The sequence below is a fragment of the Pseudomonas coleopterorum genome (assembly GCF_900105555.1).
Taxonomy (GTDB): domain Bacteria; phylum Pseudomonadota; class Gammaproteobacteria; order Pseudomonadales; family Pseudomonadaceae; genus Aquipseudomonas; species Aquipseudomonas coleopterorum.
Genome location: NZ_FNTZ01000001.1, coordinates 1,415,759 through 1,436,721, shown reverse-complemented (window position 1 = coordinate 1,436,721; position 20,963 = coordinate 1,415,759). Strand labels below are relative to the sequence as shown.

Here is a 20,963-nt window from a genome sequence, read left to right as displayed (position 1 = left end):
CCTGATTCCTTTTTCTGGTGAAACTCCGTTGCCTCCCTGTGAGAAGAACGAAGCTTGCCACCGCTGGCCGATGCCAACGGCGACTTACGACAAATCAACGAGTTACGCCTTGGACCGACGGCGCTGGGGGAGCACCTCGATGCACCCCCGAAAACCGCCGGATGTTAGCACAATCGCCGTCAGACACCTATCCCCTTAAACCCTGACAGGACCCTTGATCGAGTCGCATCGAGCCTCTGGCATGGCGCTGCGGCGCTTGCAGACCTTTGTGGAGGAAAAAAGTGAGCGTTTTGCCACTGCGGCGAATTCAATGCAGGCGTCGACGGCACATCAATTGCGCCAGCTTCGCCGCATCGGGTCGTTCGACGATGCCTTTTTCGGTGACGATCACGTCGATCAGATCGGCCGGTGTCACGTCGTGGATCGGATTGAATGCATCGACGTCCGCGCCGACCCGCGTTCCGGCCACTTCCAGCAATTCGCGACCATCGCGTTCGAGCAAGGGAATGTCGTCGCCGCTTTCCAGGGCCAGGTCGATCGCTGCGCTGCTGGCCACGACCATGAACCGAACACCGTGATGCATGGCGCAGACCGCCAGCTGATAGGTGCCGATCGGGCCGGCGATATCGCCATTGGCGGCAATCCGCTCGGCGCCGACGATCACCCAGGTGATGCCCTTGCTCTTCATCAGGTGCGCCGCCGCCGAATCGGCCGTCACGGTCACCGGGATGTCCTCGCTGGACAACTCCCAGGCCGACAGGCGCGAGCCTTGCAGCCCAGGCCGGGTTTCATCGGCATAGACACGTTCGAGCATGCCTTCATGGAAGGCCCCACGCACGACCCCGAGCGCGGTACCGAAGCCGCCGCTGGCCAGCGCGCCGGCACTGCCGTGGGTCAGCACGGTCTGCAGATTGCCCTGGTGCCGACGGATCACCTCGACGCCCAACTGGGCCATGGTCAAATTGGCTTCGCGATCGCTCTGGTGAATGGCCAGGGCTTCGGCTTCCAGGGCAGGCACTGGGTCTTCGTCGGTGCGCACTCGGCCCAGACGTTCGCGCATGCGCTCCAGCGCCCAGAACAGATGGGCCGTGGCCGGACGGATCGCCGCCAGCAGGCGCAGGTCCTGTTCCAGCGCGGCACGCCAATCGTCTGCGGCGGTGCGATGCAGGCGCGCGGCGAGTACAACGGCATAGGCAGCGCAGATGGCGACCGCCGAAGCCCCGGACACCACGCCTGTGCGGATTGCGCCAGCCACGCCGGGCGCATCGACGAACGTGCGCCAGACTTCTTCGGCGGGCAGTGCACGCTGGTCGATCAGGTGCAACGCGTCACCTCGCCAATCAACGGCTTTGACCCGTTCCGCCGCCAACAATCGATCACGCATGCCCCAACTCCGTACTCAGACGCCAAAAGCGCTCGATTATAGCGAGCCCCCGTCCAAGACGCTCGGGTATACTTCGCCACCACCTGCACAAGCCCGGAACTTGCCATGCTCGACGTCGATACCGCCCTGGACCTGCTGTTGCTGCCAACCTGGCTGGTACCGGTCGAGCCCGCCGGTGTCGTGCTTCAGGAGCATGCCTTGGGCATCCGTGATGGGCAGATCGTCTTCATTGGCCCGCGCAGCTCGGCTGCCCGGCTGCAGGCACGGGAAATCCGCGAGTTGCCTGGGCAGTTGCTCGCGCCGGGTCTGGTCAATGCCCATGGTCACGCGGCCATGACCTTGTTCCGCGGCCTGGCCGACGACCTGCCACTGATGACCTGGCTCGAACGCCACATCTGGCCCGCCGAGGCTCGCTGGGTCAGCGAGGCATTCGTGCGCGACGGCACCGACCTGGCCATAGCCGAGCAGCTGCAGGGCGGCATCACCTGTTTTTCGGACATGTACTTCTTTCCCGAAGTGGCCGCCGAGCGTGTGCACGCCAGCGGCATGCGCGCCCAGATCAGCGTGCCGGTGCTGAATTTCCCCATCCCCGGCGCGCGGGATGCCGATGAGGCGCTGCACAAGGGCGTCGAGCTGTTCAATGACCTCAAGCACCATTCCCGCGTGAGCATTGCCTTCGGCCCCCATGCGCCCTACACGGTGAGCGACGAGAACCTGGAGAAGATCCGCGTGCTGGCCGATGAGCTGGACGCCGCGATCCAGATGCACGTCCACGAAACCGCCGGCGAAGTGCACGATGCCCTACAGCAGACCGGCGAGCGTCCGCTGGCCAGACTGGCCCGGCTCGGCTTGCTCGGCCCGCGGTTCCAGGCGGTGCACATGACCCAGGTGGATGACGGCGACCTCGCCCTGCTGGTGGAAAGCAACAGCAACGTCGTGCATTGCCCGCTGTCCAACCTCAAGTTGGCCAGTGGCTTCTGCCCGGTGGAAAAACTCTGGCAGGCCGGGGTCAATGTGGCGGTGGGCACCGATGGTGCCGCCAGCAACAACAGCCTCGACCTGCTCGGCGACACACGTACCGCAGCGCTGCTGGCCAAGGCCGTGGCGGGTTCGGCAACTGCGCTGGATGCCCACCGCGCGCTGCGCATGGTCACCCTCAACGGTGCCCGTGCGTTGGGCATGGAAGCGAACATCGGTTCGCTGGAAGTGGGCAAGGCGGCGGACCTGACGTCCTTCGACCTGTCCGGACTGGCCCAGCAACCGGTGTACGACCCGGTGTCGCAACTGATCTATGCCAGCGGCCGCAATTGCGTCCGCCATGTGTGGGTGGCGGGCAAGCACCTGCTTGACAATGGCCGTCTGACGCGCCTGGACGAAACCAGGCTGCGCGACATGGCCGGCACCTGGGGCGAGCGCATTGCCGCAGGGCAATGAAGGCTGAAGACCCCGGCACTCTCGAATTCTGGAATCACAACGTTTAGAGGACACCCAATGAGCAACGTCGACCACGCTGAAATCGCCAAGTTCGAAGCCCTGGCGCACCGCTGGTGGGATCGCAACAGCGAGTTCAAGCCGCTGCACGACATCAATCCGTTGCGCGTCAACTGGATCGACGAGCGCGTCAACCTGGCGGGCAAGCAGGTGCTGGACGTCGGTTGCGGCGGCGGCATCCTCAGCGAGGCCATGGCCCTGCGCGGCGCCAAGGTGACCGGTATTGACATGGGCGAGGCGCCGCTGGCGGTCGCTCGCCTGCATCAGCTGGAATCGGGCGTGGAAGTGGAATACCGCCAGATCACTGCCGAAGCCCTGTCAGCCGAATGCCCGCAAAAATTCGACGTGGTCACCTGCCTGGAAATGCTCGAGCACGTGCCGGACCCTTCGTCGGTCATCCGTGCCTGTTTCCGCATGGTCAAGCCCGGTGGCCAGGTGTTCTTCTCGACCATCAACCGCAACCCCAAGGCGTACCTGTTCGCGATCATCGGCGCCGAATACATCATGAAGCTGCTGCCGCGCGGCACCCATGACTTCAAGAAATTCATCCGCCCTTCCGAGCTCGGTGCCTGGAGCCGCGAGGCCGGACTGACCGTCAAGGACATCATCGGCCTGACCTACAACCCGCTGACCAAGCACTACAAGCTGGCCACCGATGTCGACGTCAATTACATGATCCAGACCCTTCGCGAGGAATGAGCATGCGCCTTCGAGCGGTACTCTTCGACATGGACGGCACGTTGCTCGACACCGCGCCGGACTTCATCGCCATCTGCCAGGCCATGCGCGCTGCGCGCCAGCTGCCGCCCATCGACGAGCAACGGGTACGCGACGTGATTTCTGGCGGCGCCAAGGCCATGGTCCAGGCCGCGTTCGACCTGTCGCCGCAGGCGCCGGAGTTCGAAGCGCTGCGCCTGGAGTTCCTCGAACGCTATCAGGACGGCTGCGCGGTGCACAGCCACCTGTACGACGGCATGGCGCAACTGCTCGCCGACATCGAGCAGGCCAGGCTGATCTGGGGCGTAGTGACCAACAAGCCGCTGCGCTTCGCCGAGCCCATCATGCAGCAACTGGGCCTGGCACAACGTTCGGCAATACTCATCTGCCCCGACCATGTGACCCGCAGCAAGCCGGACCCCGAACCGCTGCTGCTGGCCTGCAGCAAGCTCGAGCTGGACCCAGCCAGCGTGCTGTTCGTCGGTGACGATCTGCGCGATATCGAATCAGGCCGCGATGCCGGGACCAGGACCGCAGCGGTGCGCTACGGCTACATCCACCCCGACGACAACCCCGATCACTGGGGCGCCGATGTGGTGGTGGACCACCCGTCCGATCTGCGCCGCGTGCTGGACCAGGCCCTCTGCGGCTGCTGAGCCACCTTTTTTCAGGAGATCCCATGTTCGATTACTCAGCCCGCCCCGACCTGCTGGCCGGGCGCGTCATCCTGGTCACCGGTGCCGGCCGCGGCATCGGCGCCGCCGCCGCGCAAACCTATGCCGCCCACGGCGCTACCGTGCTGTTGCTGGGCAAGACCGAGTCCAACCTGACGGCCGTGTATGACGAGATCGCAGCGGCCGGGCATCCCCAGCCGGTGGTTATCCCGTTCGATCTGCACAGCGCACACACCGCGCAGTACGCCGAACTGGCGCAGATGATCGAGACAACATTCGGCCGCCTCGACGGGCTGCTGCACAACGCCTCGATCATCGGCCCGCGAACGCCTCTCGATGTGCTACCCGACGATGAATTCATCCAGGTGATGCAGGTCAACGTGAATGCGACCTTCATGCTCACTCGCGCGCTGCTGCCCCTGCTCAAGCAGGCCGAAGATGGCTCGGTGGTGTTCACCTCGAGCAGCGTCGGTCGCAAGGGACGTGCGCACTGGGGCGCCTATGGCGTGTCGAAATTCGCCACCGAGGGCCTGATGCAGACCCTGGCCGACGAACTGGAAGGGGTCTGCGCCGCACGCTCCAACAGTATCAACCCTGGCGGAACGCGCACGGCGATGCGCGCGCAGGCCTACCCAGCCGAGGACCCGGGCCGCAATCCGCTACCCGAACAGATCATGCCGGTGTACCTCTATCTGATGGGACCCGACAGTGCCGGGATCAACGGGCAGGCGTTCGATGCCCAGTGAGAAGTGTCCTCAGGACAGGCGCCATTCCGTGCGACCGGCCAGCCAGCCTGTCGCGCAACCATGGCGCCGCCTGAGGTGATCCTGCTAGACCGTCATCAAGCCGCTACGGCCTTCACGCCACGACCCTGTTGTCCAGCGTCGTGGTGCGCTGCTGCTCGAGCGCCATGCAGCGTTCCAGGAACAGGAACATGAAGTCGTAGCTCTTGCAGATGGCGTTGCGCAGTTCGGTCTGCTGCGCCTCGGTGGCGTGGTTGCCGACCAGCGTGCAGATGATTTCCAGGGCTTCCCATGGATGCTCATCGTCGTACTGGGCGTGCAGGCTCAACCAGCGCATGGCACGCTTGCGGTTCTGCTCGGGGAACGCCTGGGCGTAGGTATCGTCGGCGCAGACCACGGCCGACCACTCGCCGGTTGCACCCTCGATGGCATAGTTGGTCGCCGCCATGGCAACCGCCAGCGAATCGGTGGCACAGCTCTGCCAGCACCAATGGCTCAGCGCATGCAGCTCGGCCGGCACATCCTGGGCGATGAGGTCCTGCAGGCTGACGCCATGGGCCTGGCTCCAGTGTACCCAGTAATCGGCATGGTTGAGCTCGACACGAATATTGCGCATCAGCCAGCGACGCGCCATGTCCTCGCCCGGATGCCGGGCGAAGCGGGTCTTGGTCAGGTTCTGCGCCATGTACAGCGAGAATTGCTCCACCACCGGCCAGCCGCCGATCAGGTAGTGGCGCATGGTGCGCGAGCTCAGCTGGTTGTCGCGCATTCGTGCATAGACTTCATGCTCGACAACCCGCCGCTTGTTCGGCGCACAGTCTTCGATGAGTTTCTGTGCCCATTCGGGATAACTCTTTGCGTCCATCAGCGGACCCAGTCGAATAAAAGGATCGTTCACTGGCAAACCTCCATTTAATTAAGTGAAGAACAGCGGCAAATTGCCCTTATCGGAAAGTGTCGGGAACCCCGAATCGCGACGGCCGCAGTCTGCCCGGATGCCGGCGCAGACTGTCACAGGTAAAGACCTGCGGTCGCTCGATCAAGTATCCCTGTGCGTAGTCCACACCAATTTCCAGCAAGGCCTGTTCTATCAGAGGCGTCTCGACAAACTCGGCAATGGTGCGCTTGCCCATGACGTGGCCAATATGGTTGATCACTTCCACCATCGCCCGATTGATCGGGTCGTCCAACATATCTTTAACGAAGCTGCCATCGATTTTCAAATAATCGACAGGTAAATGTTTCAAATAGGCAAAAGAGGACATGCCGGCACAGAAGTCATCGAGGGCAAAATGACATCCTAAGCTCTTCAATTCATTGATAAATCGGATCGCGCTACCAAGATTTGCGATCGCGCTGGTCTCGGTGATCTCGAAACATATTAATTCGGCTGGAATCGCGTACAGGCTAAATTGTTCTCGCAGGAACTCGAGAAACTCCTCGTCGCCTATGCTGATCCCCGACAAGTTGATGGCGCAGACCGCCAAGGGGCCCTGATCGGGCTGATCCAGGGTCTGGCGTACCACCTTGAATACATTCTGCACCACCCAGCGGTCGAGGGCGGTCATCAAGCCGTAGCGCTCGGCGGCTGGAATGAACACGTCGGGCATGATGATGCGGCCGGTTTCATCGCTCAGGCGCAGGAGAATCTCGATGTGTCCACCCGGTGGGCCGTCCTGTATGCCCAGCGCGGCGATTTCCTGTGCATAGAGACAGAAGCGGTTTTCTTCCAAGGCCATGTGCAGGCGCTGGACCCAGGCCATTTCGTCTACCCGCACGGTCAGCTCGCTATCGGCGGCATGGTAGACCTGGACCCGGTTACGGCCCCGTTCCTTGGCCAGGTAGCAGGCCATGTCGGCGGCGCGCATCGAAGCTTCGAGGGTGATCGGTGCCTGGGTCAGGTGCACCATGCCGACGCTTACGGTGGTCACGAAAGGCCGACCTTTCCACACGAAATGCAGGTTTTGCACGGTCTGGCGGAGGGTTTCGGCGAGCTCCTCCGATTCGCCGGCGGAGCAGTTCTCGATGAGAATGCCGAATTCGTCCCCGCCCAGACGCGCCAGGGTATCGCCTTCGCGCAGCCCTGATTGCAGCAGTGCGCAGATGTGGCGAAGCAGTTCGTCGCCGGCAGCATGGCCGCAGGTGTCGTTGACCAGCTTGAACTGATCCAGGTCCAGGAACATCAGGGAGTGACAACCCGGATAGCGTTGCAGCGCGGTAAGGGCCTGTTCGAGGCGGAACTCGAATTCGCGGCGATTGGCCAATCCGGTCAGTGCATCGTGGGTGGCCTGCCAGGAAAGGTTGGCGATGTACTGACGTTCCTGGGTCATGTCGTGCAGCACCAGCACGGTCCCGCTGATGTGCTGGTCAGTCTGGATGGGGGCACCCACCAGCGTCACCGAAACCGTGCTGCCGTCCAGGCGCTGGATCAGCTTCGCGTGCTCGCTGCCGCCGCGTAGGTCGCCGCTGACGATGTGGTCGATGAGGGTGAAGTTGTCCTTCTCGGCATTCTCGTCGAGCAAGTTGAAGAGCGCCGCCAGCGGCAGCCCCACGGCCTGATCGGCGTTCCAATGGGTGAGACGCTCGGCGGCCGGGTTCATGTAGAGAATTGCGCCTTCGACATCGGTGGTGATCACCCCATCGCCGATGGACGCCAGGGTCACCTGAGCGCGGTCCTTCTCCAGCTGGAGCGCATAGGCAAAGGCATGGCGCTGATTGAGCAGCTTGTGCGTGCGCCACAGGGCCAGCACGATCAACAGCAAGGCGACCAGCAGATTGCTCACCACCAGCAGATATTGCACCGCACGCGAACCTTCGCCCAGCGCCACACTGAAAGCCATGGCGGCGGGCGTGACCGCGTCATTGATCGTCATGATCTGGTGCTTCCAGCGCGCCATGTCCGCTTCGGTTGCGGTGCCGGCCTGCTGCGCGGCGTGCATGCGCTGCGCCAGTTCGTCGAGCTGGACCAGGTAGGTGTCACCGGTCTTCCAGTGCGCAATGGCCCTGGACATGTAGCTGACATCGCTGAAGTGACGATACAGCCAGATGATGTTCTGCATGTCGTCGGGGTGGTTGTTGCCCTTCAGAATGCCGGCCCGCGCCGCCGCAAGATCAGGCTCGGGCTGGTCGAGAGCCAGGCGCAGCTGATGACCGCCCTGGGGAATGGCGATGGCGCGCAGGTATTTCTGGAATACGTCCTCGTCACGGCTGTCGGCATACAGGTTCAGGTAGTAGATTGCGTCTTTCTGACCCTTGGACCAGAAACTTTCGCCCGCAACATAGCTACGCACTGCGGACAGTGCGTAAAGGCTGATGCAACCCAGCATTGCCATCAATCCCACAACGGCGATGAATGGCCAGACGATCCCCAGTAATCTCGGCGTATCGAGAGTCTGCGTGTGCTTCATGAGGTTCCTTGCTTCAGCAATCCAGGCAACGTCCAAGTCAGAACTTCAATCACCGCTGGCACACTTTAGGCTAGTTTCGGAAAGGACCGGCACCGTTTCTTCGGCGTCGAATGTTTTTTTCCATAGCTCGTCGTGACGCCAGGGGCGAACTAAACCTGCTGCAGATAACCGTACAGACGCGCATACAACCCGCCCTCCGCGATGAGTTGCTGGTGGTCGCCATCTTCGGCGATCCGACCGCCGTCGAACACCAGCACGCGGTCGGCCTGTTTCACCGCAGACAACCGGTGGGCAATGATCACTGTAGTGCGTCCTCGCAGGAAGCGCCCGAGGGCCTGGTGCACGTTGTACTCGGTGGCCGCATCGAGTGCCGAAGTGGCCTCGTCGAGGATGACCACCTTGGGCTCGGCGAGCACCATCCGCGCAATCGCAAGACGCTGTCGCTGACCTCCGGAAAGACGCACGCCCGAGCGGCCGACGACGCTGTCCAGCCCCTGCGGCATGTCCCGTACCGTGCCGTCCAACTGGGCGATCCGCAAGGCGTCCCAACACGCCTGGTCACCGGCGTCGCGCCCCATGGTCAGGTTGGCGCGAATGGTGTCGTTGAACAGTGCCGGATGCTGCAGCACCACCGCGACATTATCGCGCAGGGTCTCAAGGCCAATGGCCTGCTGCAGCGCGCCACCGAAGCGCACTTCTCCCGCCTGTGGCGTATAGAGCCCGAGCAGCAACTGCACCAGGGTACTCTTGCCGCCTCCGCTGGCGCCGACGATGGCAACTTTTTCGCCGGCCACGATGGACAGGTCCAGGCGGTCCAGCACCTTGTCTTCGGCATAGGCGAAGCTCAGGCCACGAATGTCGATGCCCACTGTCTCGCGGTCGCGGAACGGATCGCTGCCGCCCTCATACCTGGGTTCATCGGCACGGGCGAGCAATTCATTAATCCGGTTCAGTGCCCCGCCTGCCGCGTAGTAGGCGTATTGCAGGTTGAGCAGTTGTTCGACTGGCGTGATCATGAACCAGAGGTAGCTGAACACCGCCAGCATCTGACCAATGCTCAGGTCGGAGAACAGCACCGTGAGCATCGCAGCGGCGCGGAAGATGTCGATGCCGAACTGGAACAACAACGCACTGGCGCGGCCCGATGCGTCGCTTTTCCACATGGACGCGACGGCAAAGTCGCGGACCTCGCGAGCCCGCAGGCCCAACCGCCCCAGGAAATAACCCTGGCGATTGCTGGCCCGCACTTCCTGGATGGCGTCAAGGGTTTCGCTGAGTGCCTGGGTAAAGCGCGCCGTGCTGTCGTTCTCGAGTTTTTTCAGGTGCTTGACGCGCTTGCCCAGTACTACCGTGGCGTACACCACCAAGGGGTTGAACAGCAGGATCAGCAGGGCCAGTTTCCAATGCATCCACATCAGGATGCCCGCAGTGCCTGCCAGGGTCAGCATGGCGACCAGAAAGCGACTCAAGGTTTCGCCGACGAATTTGTCGAGGGTGTCCAGGTCGGTGACCAAGTGCGTGGTGACGGTCCCGCTGCCCAGGCTTTCGTATTCGCTGAGCGAGATACGCTTGAGCCGCTCGATCAGGCGCAATCGCAAGCGATAGACCACGTCCTTCGCCAATCCGGCGAACAGCCGCGCCTGCGCTACGTTGAACAGCAACGCGCCGCAGCGCAGGGTGAAACTGACCACCAGCATGAGGCCGATGAAGCCAACGGGGATATGCCAGGCGCTGGGCAGCACATGGCTCATCCACCGAGTGGCACTGCCAGCATGACCAAGCAGCACTTCATCGACCAGCAACGGCAACAGCAGCGGAATCGGCACGCTGCACAGGGTGGCCAGCACGGCCACCCCATTGGCGGTCCATAGTGCCCGCTTGTGTTGCAGGGCCAGACGGCGGATTTCACCCCAGCTCAGGCGGTCTGCCGCCCCGTGCAAAACTGTCTCCCCGACGGGGCCGGGGCGGTCATGCATGGGCAGCACGTTCCAGCCAGCGGGCCAACAGCGGCGACAGCTCGGCCAGCGGTCGATAACCATTGGTCAGCAAGGCCAGCTGACCCTCCCGCTCGGCGAGCAGCGTCGGGAAACCTGCAATGCCCAACCCCTGCGCCCAGGCGACATCCGCCTGGGTGGTCTGCACCCGCTGATCGCTGTCGAATGCCTCGACGAATTCGATGCGCGGCACCCCTGCCCGCTCGGCCAGGCTGGCCAGTTGCGCTGGCTGGGTTACGTCAAGGCGCTCGGTGTAGAACGCCTGCTGGATCAGCTGGACCAGCGGCCACACCAGGTCGGGCGCCAACTCGCGGACCGCCACGATCGCCCGGCACGCTGGTTCAGTATCGTAGACGAAGCCTGCCGGCAAGGCCCCTTCGAACGCAAAGGGTTGACCGGTGGCCTCGTGCACGGCGTGCCAGTGCTCGAGGATGTAATTGCGAGTGGTGGGCTCCAACGCCGCACCACTGCTGCGCAGCCCGCCCACCACGATGTGGGTCTTGACCCCTGCGGCCTCGGCCTGATCGATCAGGGCCTGAGCCACGGGGGCGAAGCCCCAGCACCAGGAGCACATCGGGTCCATCACGTAGATCAGGCGGTTGCGCGACATGACTCAGTCCTGAGCGGCTTTGCGATAATTGTGCCCGATAGGGTGCGGCAGATTGCGCGCGCGAGCCAGTTCGATCTGTTTCTGACGATCGATGGCGCTCTTGCGCGTCTTCTCGCTCAGGCTGTTCCAGCAATGCGGACAACTGACGCCGGGGACGTAGTGCTCGCTGGCACGGTCTTCGACACTGATCGGTGTGCGGCAGGCGTGGCATTGGTCGTAGTCGCCTTCGCTGAGGTCGTGACGTACGGTGACGCGATTGTCGAAGACGAAGCAGTCGCCTTCCCACTTGCTTTCCTGCTGGGGCACCTCTTCCAGGTATTTGAGAATGCCGCCCTTGAGGTGGTAGACCTCTTCGAACCCTTCGCCCAGCATGTAGCTGGAGGCTTTTTCGCAGCGGATGCCGCCAGTGCAGAACATTGCGACTTTCTTGTGCACGGCGGGGTCGAAGTGGGCCTTGATGTAGTCGGGGAACTCACGGAACGACGCGGTCCTGGGGTCCACGGCGCCCTGAAAGGTGCCGATGGCGACCTCGTAGTCGTTGCGGGTATCGATCAGCAGGACTTCAGGATCGTCGAGCAACGCATTCCAGTCCTGTGGCTCGACGTAGGTACCGACCGTACGATTGGGGTCCACACCGGGTACGCCAAGGGTGACGATTTCTTTCTTCAACTTGACCTTGGTGCGATAGAACGGCTGTTCGTCGCAGTAGGACTCCTTGTGGTCGATGTCGTCCATGCGCGGGTCGAGCTTGAGCCAGGCCAGCAGCCCGTCGATACCCTCGCGGGTGCCGGACACCGTGCCGTTGATGCCTTCTTCGGCAATCAACAGGGTGCCCTTGATTCCGTTGTCGAGCATGGCCTGCAGCAGCGGCTCACGCATCTCGACGTAGTTTTCCAGGGTGACGAACTTGTACAGTGCCGCCACGACGATAGCTTGGGTCATGGGTGAAACGCTCCAGGTGGTCGACCGCGCAAGGGCCGGACCGGTATGTTTTCAGGGGACAAGTCACGAGACAGGTCGGGGAACGGGTTTTCAAGGTGCCTGAATGAAAAAACCCGCCAGCGGCATGCCGCTGACGGGTTCTGGATTCTAGCAAGTTTCGAAGCCCAGTGCTCAGGGCTCAGTGGCCACCGCCGGCGCAGGTGGGCGACGCCGGTGCAGCACCGACCTGCGCCCATTCCTGCGGCGTGTAAGTATGCAGCGCCAGGGCATGGAACTCGCCCATCAGCTCGCCGAGCGTGCCATACACCAATTGGTGGCGCTTGACACTGTTCAGACCGGCGAAACGTTCGCTGACCAGAACCGCCTTGTAGTGCGTCTCGGTGCCACGGCTGTGCATATGGCTCTCGTCGAGCACGTCAAGATGCTCGGGTTGCAGCATCTGCAGCGTGGACACGATGCGTTCCTTCATCGACATCGCCAGCGACTCCGTTATGGCTTCGCAGGCTTGGCCGCACCGGCAGCAGCCTTGGCAGCGCCCTGCGGGTCCAGTTCCTTGGTCATGTCAGCCAGCAGGTTGTTGACCACGGGTACCGCGCTTTCCAGTTTCTGTTGGGTCAGCTGGGCAGACTGTTGGGTCACGGCCGGCATTTTTTCCAGGACCTTCTTGCCCAGCGGGGACTGGTAGAACTTGACCAGGTCCTTGAGTTCCTGCTCGGAGAAGTTGCTGGTGTACAGCTTGACCATGTCGGGCTTGAGCTTCGGCCAGCCGATGGCTTGATCCAGCGCGGCGTTGGCCTTGGCCTGGTAGGTTTCCAGGGTGGCCTGCTTGCTGGCCGGTGCCTTGGTCTGCTCGAAGCGCTGGGCGAACATTTGTTGTACTTGCATGTACACCGGGGTGCCCAGCTTGTCCGCATGAGCCATCATCAGGAAGGCTTCGGCGCTGGCGTTATGGCTGGCGGTGTCGGCAAGGACCTGGCCACTGGCACAGACGAGAACAGCCGCGGTGCAGATGGCGCGAAAACGAGTCATCGAGTTTCCTTATCTAGCAGGCGAGGTAGAACCCCAGAAACGATCATTCTGCGCTCATGTTCGTGCGTCACTCAACCCCGGGCTACGAACGGCACTTACAGTTTCATGGAACCTGAAGCGGGGTGCGTACCCTAACAGCCAAGGCTGCCGGTGAACCGCAGCGAGACCCGCCCGTGCATCGTCGGGGTGTGACGCGAGATCGACAACAAGGAGCATGAACAGCATGAGTCGTATCGAAACAGACAGCCTGGGACAGGTCGAAGTTCCTGAAGAGGCCTACTGGGGCGCCCAGACCCAGCGTTCGCTGGTGAATTTCGCCATCGGCGAGGAACGCATGCCGCTGCCGGTTTCGCACGCCCTGGCGCTGGTCAAGAAGGCCGCCGCGCGGGTCAACGATCGCAACGGCGACCTGCCGGCCGATATCGCCCGATTGATCGAGCAGGCCGCCAACGAAGTGCTCGCCGGCGAGCATGACGATCAGTTTCCTCTGGTGGTCTGGCAGACGGGCAGCGGCACCCAGAGCAACATGAACGTCAACGAAGTGATCGCCGGGCGGGCCAACGAACTGGCCGGCAAGGGGCGTGGCGGCAAGTCGCCAGTGCACCCCAACGACCACGTCAACCGCTCGCAAAGTTCCAACGACTGCTTCCCGACCGCCATGCACATCGCTGCCGCCCAGGCCGTGCACGCCGATCTATTGCCGGCAATCGCCGTGCTGGGTGAGGGCCTGGCCGAACTGGCCGCGCGACATATGCAACTGGTCAAGACCGGTCGCACGCACATGATGGACGCCACGCCGATCACCTTCGGCCAGGAAGTCTCGGCCTACGTGGCACAGCTGGAGTACGCACAGAAAGCCATTCGCAATGCTCTGCCTGCGGTATGCGAGCTGGCTCAGGGCGGCACTGCGGTGGGTACCGGGCTCAATGCACCCAAAGGTTTCGGCGAAGCGATCGCTGCCGAGTTGGCGGCGCTCTCCGGGCTGCCCTTCGTCACGGCGCCGAACAAGTTCGCGGCATTGGCTGGCCATGAGGCCCTGACCAGCTTGTCGGGCGCACTCAAGACCCTCGCCGTGGCCTTGATGAAACTGGCCAATGACTTCCGCCTGCTGGGCTCCGGACCCCGTGCAGGACTGGCCGAGATCAAGTTGCCTGCCAATGAACCAGGCAGTTCCATCATGCCCGGCAAGGTCAATCCGACACAGTGCGAGGCGCTGTCCATGCTGGCCTGCCAGGTCATGGGCAATGACGTGGTGATCGGCATCGCCGCAAGCCAGGGTCACCTGCAGCTCAACGTCTACAAGCCGGTGATCATCCATAACCTGCTGCAATCGATCAAGCTGCTTGCCGATGGCTGCCGCAACTTCCAGGAACACTGCGTGGCGGGCCTGGTACCGGATGCGCAGCAGATGGGCGAGCACCTGGAACGGGGGCTGATGCTGGTCACGGCGCTCAATCCACACATTGGCTACGATAAAGCCGCCGAGATTGCCAAGAAGGCCTACGCTGAAGGCCTGACCCTTCGCGAATCCGCGTTGTCGCTGGGTTACCTGAGCGAAGCCGAGTTCGATCAGTGGGTGCGACCCGAAGAAATGCTTTAAGCTTTCGCCGCCAGCGCCTTCGTACCCTCTCGATGGCGCCAGCGGTGGACAGACCTGATCCACGTCAAAGATCGAACCCTACACAGGATGCCCATCATGTTCGGCAAGCGTGCGCAGGACCTCGTTGAAACCACGCACTTTCGTGCCGAGCGGTTCAGCACGGTCAATGGCTTCTACTTCTTCAGCACGCGGGAAAACACCCTCGAAGGCCCGTTCGCGACTCGCGAGGAAGCGGAGCGCGAGAGCCGGGCCTACGTTATCCGCGTATCGGGACGCCAATCCTACCGTTGACCGCCTCGGGGCTTGGCGACCGGCTGACGCACTGCGACTCGACGGGCAGGTTGCTCCAACACCGCCACCTTGGCGGGTGTGAAGATGGGCTGCAGCCTGCCGCTGGCGTGCATCTGCTGCATCAGCGCGGTGAACTCCTCAGCCGTGATGGGCGCACCGGGGCGCAACAGTGCATAGTGCCGATAGATCTGATCAACTCGCTGGGAGACCAGCAACTGCGAGCCGACCTCCGGATTGTGAGCGATGAAATCCGCCAGGAACGACCGCGTTACCAAGGCGATGTCGGCACGCTTGCGCACGATCATCATCAGGTTGCTTTCATGTGAGTAGGTCAGTACGGCGTTGAAGCGGCGCAACAAGTACTGCGGGTTGGCATCGAAATCCGCGAACGCGTAGTGATAGCCATAGAACAGCGCCATGCGCTTGCCATTCAGGTCGTCGAAGACCTCCTGATCATTGCCGTCCTTGAGCGCCACGAAGACCTCGGCATCCTCCAGCCCCAGATCGACCGCGCTGTGCTTGATGCGCTGCCAGCCCCACAGTGGGTTCTCGAACATCGCCATGTCGACCCGGCCTTTCTCGAAGTCCTGATAACGTCGAGCGATCGAGGTCGGCACCAGAACGAAGTGCCAGTTGGTCTGCACCTGGTTCAACTGATCGATGAGCAGGGGCAGCAGGCCTTCGTCGCTCCCTTGTTCGGGATGCACGACATAGGGTGGAAAATGGGCGGCGCCGACACGCACTTCCTGGGCCGCCTGCGCGCTCAGAACCCAAAAGGCCCATCCGGCCAGCAACAGACGTGGCAGGGCCGCCTTAACATAACCGTACTTCAAGACAGAGAACCCTCACCAGCCGTTTTGCGAAGCACGTACGCTAGGGGTTTTACGTCGGGCTGACAACTGCTAAACCCTGTACGTGCGTTCGACACCCTCGCCCGCTCCTGCGGTGGCCTGACCCGCTCTCCTGTTCCCGGATCTCGGAACTCTTTGCATCGACTTGGGCTCTAGCCTCTAAGCGCATGTGCCTGGGAGCCTGGTATGCCGCATTGGCTGGTCATCGACCTGGAAGCCACCACCGACGAAGGTGGTTGGCCGGTCACTGAAATGGAAATCATCGAGATCGGTGCGAGCCTGGTCAACCGCGATGGCAGTGAGGTCGACCACTTCCAGCGCTTCGTCAAACCGGTGCGCCGCCCCAGTCTGACGCCGTTCTGCCGCGAGCTGACGCACATCGGCCAGGCCGACGTCGACGCTGCAGCGGTCCTGACCCAGGTCTGGAGAAGCTTCGAACAGTGGCTGGCGCCTCACCGGGGGCAGTTGCAGGGTTGGGTTAGCTGGGGCGACTACGACCGTCTTCAATTACTGCAGGACTGGCAGCAGCACAACCTGGAGAGCGTGTTGGCGCGCGTGCCGCACATCAATCTCAAGCAGCGCTTCGCCAAGGCCCGCCAACTACCGCGCCCGCTGGGACTGACCGGCGCCCTGCAACTGGCTGGCCTGCAGTTCAGCGGTCAACAGCACCGGGCCCTGGAAGACGCGCGCAACACCGCGCGCCTGCTGCCCATGGTGCTGGCGCCGTAAAGCGGATGACGGCCTGCCAGGGCTTGGGCATACTGGCCAGCCCTTTCCACCCCTTCGCAAGGAACCGACTCATGTTCAAGGTCAACGAATACTTCGACGGCACCGTCAAGTCCATCGCTTTCACCGAAGCTGACGGCCCCGCCACCATTGGCGTCATGGCGCCAGGCGAGTATGAATTCGGTACGGCCCAGAGCGAAGTCATGCACGTGGTATCCGGCGCCCTGACGGTCAAGCTGCCCGATGCCAGCGACTGGCAAACCTTCGCCGCCGGCAGCCAGTTCGATGTACCGGCCAACAGCAAGTTTCAGCTGACCGTGGAAGTGGAAACCGCCTACCTCTGCCAGTACCGTTGATGATGCCGGCCCCCAGCCCTGGGGGCCGTCCGCTCTAGTGCCCGAACTGCAGGTGCGCCAGGCGCGCGTACAGGGCATTGCTGGCCACCAGCTCGGCGTGGGTTCCCAGCGCCACCAGACACCCTTGATCGATCACTGCAATGCGGTCGGCGTTCTGCACCGTGGCCAGACGGTGGGCGATGACCAGCGTCGTGCGGCCCTGCATCAACGTAGGCAAGGCCTGCTGGATCAGGTGTTCACTCTGCGCATCCAGGGCGCTGGTGGCTTCGTCCAGCAACAGGATCGGTGCATCGACCAGCAGCGCTCGTGCAATCGCCAGGCGTTGGCGCTGTCCGCCTGAAAGTCCCATGCCGGCATCGCCCAGCGGCGTCTGATAGTCCTGCGGTAACTGCACGATGAAATCATGGGCATGGGCGATGCGCGCAGCCGTCTCGACCTGCTCGGCGGTGGCGTCGGCGCGACCATAGCGGATATTGTCCTCGACGCTGCCGAAGAACAGCGCCGGTGTTTGCGAGACGATGGCGAAATGTCGACGCAGGTCCTGCGGGTCAAGCTGGCGCAGGTCGATACCGTCGATGAGCAGGCGGCCCTGCTGCGGATCGTAGAACCGCAGCAACAGTTCGAACAGCGTCGACTTGCCGGCGCCGGAGGGCCCGACCAGGGCCAGGGTTTCACCCGGCCGAACCGTCAGGCTCATGCCCCGGATGGCCGGTGCATCCTCCCGCGTCGGGTAGGCAAAGACCACCCCCTCGAGCGCCAACGCGCCGGTCACTCGCGACGGCAACTGCTGCAAGCCCTCGGCGGGCGACTGAATCGCACTGCGCGCCTGCAGCAGTTCGGCGATCCGTTGCGCAGCGCCAGCAGCGCGTTGCAGTTCACCGACCACCTCACTGAGGGTGCCGAAGGCGCTGCCGACGATCAGGCTATAGAACACGAACGCAGCCAACTCGCCGGCCGAAATGCGCCCGCCGATCACGTCCATGCCACCCACCCACAGCATCACCGCCACGGCGCCCAGCACCAGCACGATCACTAGCGAGATCAGCCAGGCACGCTGGACGATGCGCCGTCTGGCCGTATCGAACGCCTGCTCCACGGTCACGGCAAAACGTCGCTGGTCCTCGGCCTGGTGGTTGTAGGCCTGCACCGTCTTGATCTGGGTCAGGGTTTCGGCGACGTAGCTGCCGACGTTGGCGATGCGGTCCTGGCTCTGTCGCGACAGACGCCGCACCTGACGACCGAACATCAGGATCGGCGCGAGCACCAGCGGCAAGGCAACCACCACGATGCTGGTGAGCTTGGGGTTGGTGATGAACAGCAGCACCACACCGCCGATCACCATCAGCAGGTTGCGCAGGAACATCGACAGCGACGAGCCGATGACCGATTGCAGCAAGGCCGTGTCAGTGGTCAGCCGCGACTGGATTTCGGAGCTGCGGTTGTTCTCGTAGAACGCCGGGTGCAGGTGGACCAGGTGATCGAAGACCTGCTTGCGGATGTCGGCGACGCAGCGCTCGCCGATCCAGGACACCAGGTAGAAACGCGCAAAGGTCCCCGTCGCCAGGGCTAGTACCAAGACCATGAACACCGCGATCGAGCGGTTGAGCAGGTGCGTGGACTGGGTCATGAAGCCTTGGTCGACCAGCATCCGAATGCCCTGCCCCATGGACAGGGTGATACCAGCGGTGACCAGCAACGCCAGCAGCGCGCCGATGGCCTGCCATCGATAGGGGCGCACGAAGCGCCACGCCAGGCGCAGGCCGCGACGTTGACTGGAAGACAATAGCTGCAAGGGGGATGATCCGTATTCAGAGGGTCCACAAGCCTACACCCAGACGCGGGATCGACTACAGTGGAACTCCATGAAACGCACAAAGTCAGCTAGAAAGCAGGCCGTAGCAAACGGCGCAAACACCTGAAGAGGAGACAGGCCATGAGCTCGCATGACGACACGCAGAAAAGCATCGAAGTGGTACGGGTGCACCCCCATGAGCCCGTCGGTGGTTCGATCATCGATGAGCAGGGCCGCGAAGTGCCCATTACCGAAGACATGGTGCAGGAAGCCTGTCGCGAGCTGGAAGAGCACGTGGTCAAACCCGCTGGCAACGTCTGATCGAACCACCCGCTTCACTGCCTTCCAAACCCGGCCCTGACAGAAATGACAGACGGCCGGGTTCGTGTTTCTCGCGCTCGGCTAGACCAGGATCGCACCCAGGGCGGCGACGATGCGCTCGAGCACAGGTGCCGGGCCGTCGATACGCACGCGCAGGCCTTCGATCTCGCGGCGTGGTGGGTAATGCTTGCGCAACTGGTCGAAGGCGAGTCGCTGCCGATCGGTGTCCGCGTCCAGGCTGCGGCGGAAATCGGCGTCGTCACGACGAGGGTCGTAGACACCGCGGCACAGCATGGCCAGCGCCCAGTCCGGATCGGTGTCGGCGCTCAGGTTCACCTCTCCCAGCCAAGGTTTGGGCAGCAGGTCTTGTAATTGCACGTCGGCAGTGCGCCCGAGGAACTCGCACAAGGCCTGATAGATCTGCGCCGTGCCACGGCGGCGACCGTCAAGGCTGTAGCCGGCAATGTGCGGCGTGCCGATCATGCAGCAGTCGGCCAGTTCGCGATCGACCGCAGGCTCCCGCTCCCAGACGTCGAGTACCGCTTGCAGGTCTTCACGCGCCAGCAGAACGTGACGCAGCGCGGCGTTGTCGATCACCGGGCCGCGCGCGGCATTGATTAGCCAGGTGCCCGGCTTGAGGGTGCGCAGACGCGCATCGTCGAACAAGTGCCAGGTCGGATGAAGGCCGCTGCGGGTCAGCGGCGTGTGCAGGCTGATCACGTCGCAGTGTTCGACGATGTGCTCCAGGCTGACGAAGTCACCGCCCTCGCTGGCCTCGCGCAAGGGATCACACACCCGCACGTCCCAGCCCAGCCCGCGCAGCACCTGGACCAGTCGCCCGCCAACCTGCCCGGCACCGACGATGCCGTAGCAACGCCCGCTCAGCGGCAGACCTTCGACCTCGGCCAGGGTCAGCAGGCTGCCCAGCACGTAGTCGACCACACCACGGGCATTGCAGCCCGGCGCGCTGGCCCAGCGGATGCCGGCCTCGGCGAAGTGGTCGAGATCCAGATGGTCGGTGCCGATGGTGCAGGTGCCGACGAAGCGCACCGGGCTGCCTTCAAGCAAGGCACGGTCGACCTGGGTCACCGAGCGCACCAGCAGAACGTCGGCCTCGGCAACCGCCGCGCGATCGATCGACCGGCCGGGATAGCGACGGATTTCTCCAAAGCCTTCGAAGAAAGCGTCGAGCAGCGGGATGTTTTCGTCGGCGACTATGAGCATGGGGTATCCAGAATTATAGAGTGATCGGGGTAGCCTGTTCGCGGGCAGAGACCCGCTCCCACACAAGAGCGAGCGCGGTCCCTGTGGGAGCAGGGTAACCTGTTCGCGGGCAGAGACCCGCTCCCACACCAGAGCGAACGCGGTCCCTGTGGAAGCGGGTTGACCTGTTCGCGGGCAGAGACCCGCTCCCACACAACAGCGAGCGCGGTCCCTGTGGGAGCGGGTCTCTGCCCGCGAAGGCGTCACCACGGAGTCAGCTTCAGATAATGCGCTGTTCGGTCAGTTCGCGCACGAACGATGGCGCGATATAGCGCTGGTAATGCGCCTCCGACAGAATGAAGAATTCCCGATCGATGGCATCGCGCAGTTGTGGCAGATCCCAGTCGCGGAACTCGGGCAGCAGCACCAGGCCATAGGCTTCCAGGTTGTTGATGACCCGGGCTCCACGGGCAATCAGCTGGTAAGCCCAACAGTACTCCGACTGTCGCTCGACGAAACGTATCTTGCGTTGTTCCAGTTGTTGGCGCAGCTTCAAGGGGTCGAATACTTCCAGCTTGGCCACCATGACCTGCACCAGCAACTGCTCCAGCCGCACCCACACCGCGCGTTTCTGCGCTTCGTCGTAGCCGTTCCAGTGAATGACTTCATGGTGGTAGCGCTTGCAGCCACGGCACACGAGGTCCCCGTAGACGGTCGAGCACAGGCCCACACAGGGCGTCTTGATGGAATGGTTGGACATGGCGAATCAGCACACTGGACGGTGGAACACCGGGCGCATGTTAGTCCTTTGTCTAACAGGGGTCACCCCAGA

The 20,963-nt window shown here is 63.0% G+C and carries 21 protein-coding genes; 9 read left to right on the top strand and 12 right to left on the bottom strand.

Going from position 1 to position 20,963, the window contains the following annotated elements; translation table 11 throughout:
* Nucleotides 1–307: 307 nt before the first annotated feature.
* Nucleotides 308–1,384: an S-methyl-5-thioribose-1-phosphate isomerase gene (mtnA, locus tag BLV18_RS06400; RefSeq protein WP_090357086.1), complete on the bottom strand. Its 1,077-nt coding sequence runs from the start codon at nt 1,382–1,384 to the stop codon at nt 308–310.
* Between the two features lie 105 nt (nt 1,385–1,489).
* Between mtnA and BLV18_RS06395 the strand changes: the two genes are divergently transcribed.
* From BLV18_RS06395 to BLV18_RS06380, 4 genes are read left to right on the top strand one after another with little or no spacing between them, the layout of a single operon-like run.
* Nucleotides 1,490–2,818, top strand: a complete 1,329-nt coding sequence (locus BLV18_RS06395; protein WP_090357084.1) for a TRZ/ATZ family hydrolase — start codon at nt 1,490–1,492, stop codon at nt 2,816–2,818.
* 57 nt (nt 2,819–2,875) lie between these two features.
* The gene (gene ubiG / locus BLV18_RS06390; RefSeq protein WP_090357082.1) at nt 2,876–3,574 is read left to right on the top strand and encodes a bifunctional 2-polyprenyl-6-hydroxyphenol methylase/3-demethylubiquinol 3-O-methyltransferase UbiG; all 699 of its coding nucleotides are present in this window, start codon (nt 2,876–2,878) and stop codon (nt 3,572–3,574) included.
* 2 nt (nt 3,575–3,576) lie between these two features.
* A complete protein-coding gene (gene mupP / locus BLV18_RS06385) occupies nt 3,577–4,248 on the top strand; it encodes an N-acetylmuramic acid 6-phosphate phosphatase MupP (protein ID WP_090357079.1) in 672 nt (223 codons plus the stop codon).
* A gap of 23 nt (nt 4,249–4,271) precedes the next feature.
* Nucleotides 4,272–5,012, top strand: coding sequence for a YciK family oxidoreductase (locus BLV18_RS06380; protein ID WP_090357077.1), 741 nt, complete (start codon nt 4,272–4,274; stop codon nt 5,010–5,012).
* Between the two features lie 112 nt (nt 5,013–5,124).
* On the opposite strand, the gene BLV18_RS06375 is transcribed toward BLV18_RS06380, so the two are convergent.
* The 7 genes from BLV18_RS06375 to BLV18_RS06345 all read right to left on the bottom strand — a co-directional run bounded on the left by BLV18_RS06375 (nt 5,125) and on the right by BLV18_RS06345 (nt 12,991).
* Complete coding sequence (locus BLV18_RS06375; RefSeq protein ID WP_090357075.1) at nt 5,125–5,907, bottom strand: iron-containing redox enzyme family protein; 783 nt, start codon at nt 5,905–5,907, stop codon at nt 5,125–5,127.
* 46 nt (nt 5,908–5,953) lie between these two features.
* Entirely contained in the window at nt 5,954–8,416 is a 2,463-nt protein-coding gene (locus BLV18_RS06370; RefSeq protein ID WP_090357073.1) for an EAL domain-containing protein, read from the bottom strand.
* 149 nt (nt 8,417–8,565) lie between these two features.
* Nucleotides 8,566–10,392: an ABC transporter ATP-binding protein gene (locus tag BLV18_RS06365; RefSeq protein WP_090357071.1), complete on the bottom strand. Its 1,827-nt coding sequence runs from the start codon at nt 10,390–10,392 to the stop codon at nt 8,566–8,568.
* On the bottom strand, nt 10,385–11,020 hold the full coding sequence (locus tag BLV18_RS06360) for a DsbA family protein (protein ID WP_090357069.1): 636 nt from the start codon (nt 11,018–11,020) through the stop codon (nt 10,385–10,387). Before BLV18_RS06360 ends, BLV18_RS06365 begins: the two co-directional genes overlap by 8 nt.
* Nucleotides 11,021–11,023: 3 nt before the next feature.
* The gene (gene trhO / locus BLV18_RS06355; protein ID WP_090357067.1) at nt 11,024–11,962 is read right to left on the bottom strand and encodes an oxygen-dependent tRNA uridine(34) hydroxylase TrhO; all 939 of its coding nucleotides are present in this window, start codon (nt 11,960–11,962) and stop codon (nt 11,024–11,026) included.
* A gap of 178 nt (nt 11,963–12,140) precedes the next feature.
* Nucleotides 12,141–12,437, bottom strand: coding sequence for a BolA family protein (locus BLV18_RS06350; RefSeq protein WP_090357065.1), 297 nt, complete (start codon nt 12,435–12,437; stop codon nt 12,141–12,143).
* Nucleotides 12,438–12,451: 14 nt separating this feature from the next.
* A complete protein-coding gene (locus tag BLV18_RS06345; protein WP_056843206.1) occupies nt 12,452–12,991 on the bottom strand; it encodes a DUF2059 domain-containing protein in 540 nt (179 codons plus the stop codon).
* 223 nt (nt 12,992–13,214) lie between these two features.
* Between BLV18_RS06345 and BLV18_RS06340 the strand changes: the two genes are divergently transcribed.
* Both BLV18_RS06340 and BLV18_RS06335 read left to right on the top strand, forming a co-directional pair.
* A complete protein-coding gene (locus BLV18_RS06340; protein ID WP_090362061.1) occupies nt 13,215–14,591 on the top strand; it encodes a class II fumarate hydratase in 1,377 nt (458 codons plus the stop codon).
* Between the two features lie 96 nt (nt 14,592–14,687).
* Nucleotides 14,688–14,882, top strand: coding sequence for a DUF6316 family protein (locus BLV18_RS06335; RefSeq protein ID WP_049860989.1), 195 nt, complete (start codon nt 14,688–14,690; stop codon nt 14,880–14,882).
* On the opposite strand, the gene BLV18_RS06330 is transcribed toward BLV18_RS06335, so the two are convergent.
* A complete protein-coding gene (locus BLV18_RS06330; RefSeq protein WP_244156812.1) occupies nt 14,873–15,715 on the bottom strand; it encodes a substrate-binding periplasmic protein in 843 nt (280 codons plus the stop codon). The genes BLV18_RS06335 and BLV18_RS06330 overlap by 10 nt on opposite strands.
* A 204-nt stretch (nt 15,716–15,919) precedes the next feature.
* Here BLV18_RS06330 and BLV18_RS06325 point away from each other — a divergent pair, with 204 nt between their 5' ends.
* The gene (locus BLV18_RS06325) at nt 15,920–16,462 is read left to right on the top strand and encodes a 3'-5' exonuclease (protein ID WP_090357063.1); all 543 of its coding nucleotides are present in this window, start codon (nt 15,920–15,922) and stop codon (nt 16,460–16,462) included.
* A gap of 71 nt (nt 16,463–16,533) precedes the next feature.
* Nucleotides 16,534–16,815: a pyrimidine/purine nucleoside phosphorylase gene (gene ppnP / locus BLV18_RS06320; RefSeq protein ID WP_049860991.1), complete on the top strand. Its 282-nt coding sequence runs from the start codon at nt 16,534–16,536 to the stop codon at nt 16,813–16,815.
* Nucleotides 16,816–16,849: 34 nt separating this feature from the next.
* On the opposite strand, the gene BLV18_RS06315 is transcribed toward ppnP, so the two are convergent.
* Nucleotides 16,850–18,607, bottom strand: a complete 1,758-nt coding sequence (locus BLV18_RS06315; protein WP_090357061.1) for an ABC transporter transmembrane domain-containing protein — start codon at nt 18,605–18,607, stop codon at nt 16,850–16,852.
* 141 nt (nt 18,608–18,748) lie between these two features.
* Here BLV18_RS06315 and BLV18_RS06310 point away from each other — a divergent pair, with 141 nt between their 5' ends.
* Nucleotides 18,749–18,928 carry a PA1571 family protein gene (locus BLV18_RS06310; protein WP_049860993.1) on the top strand — a complete coding sequence of 60 codons (180 nt, stop codon included), beginning with the start codon at nt 18,749–18,751 and terminating at the stop codon, nt 18,926–18,928.
* A gap of 81 nt (nt 18,929–19,009) precedes the next feature.
* Here BLV18_RS06310 and pdxB read toward each other — a convergent pair whose 3' ends face one another.
* Nucleotides 19,010–20,152 (bottom strand): 4-phosphoerythronate dehydrogenase PdxB, encoded by a 1,143-nt coding sequence (pdxB, locus tag BLV18_RS06305; RefSeq protein ID WP_090357059.1) that lies wholly within the window; start codon nt 20,150–20,152, stop codon nt 19,010–19,012.
* A gap of 259 nt (nt 20,153–20,411) precedes the next feature.
* Complete coding sequence (locus tag BLV18_RS06300; RefSeq protein ID WP_049860995.1) at nt 20,412–20,891, bottom strand: DUF1289 domain-containing protein; 480 nt, start codon at nt 20,889–20,891, stop codon at nt 20,412–20,414.
* Between the last annotated feature and the right edge of the window lie 72 nt (nt 20,892–20,963).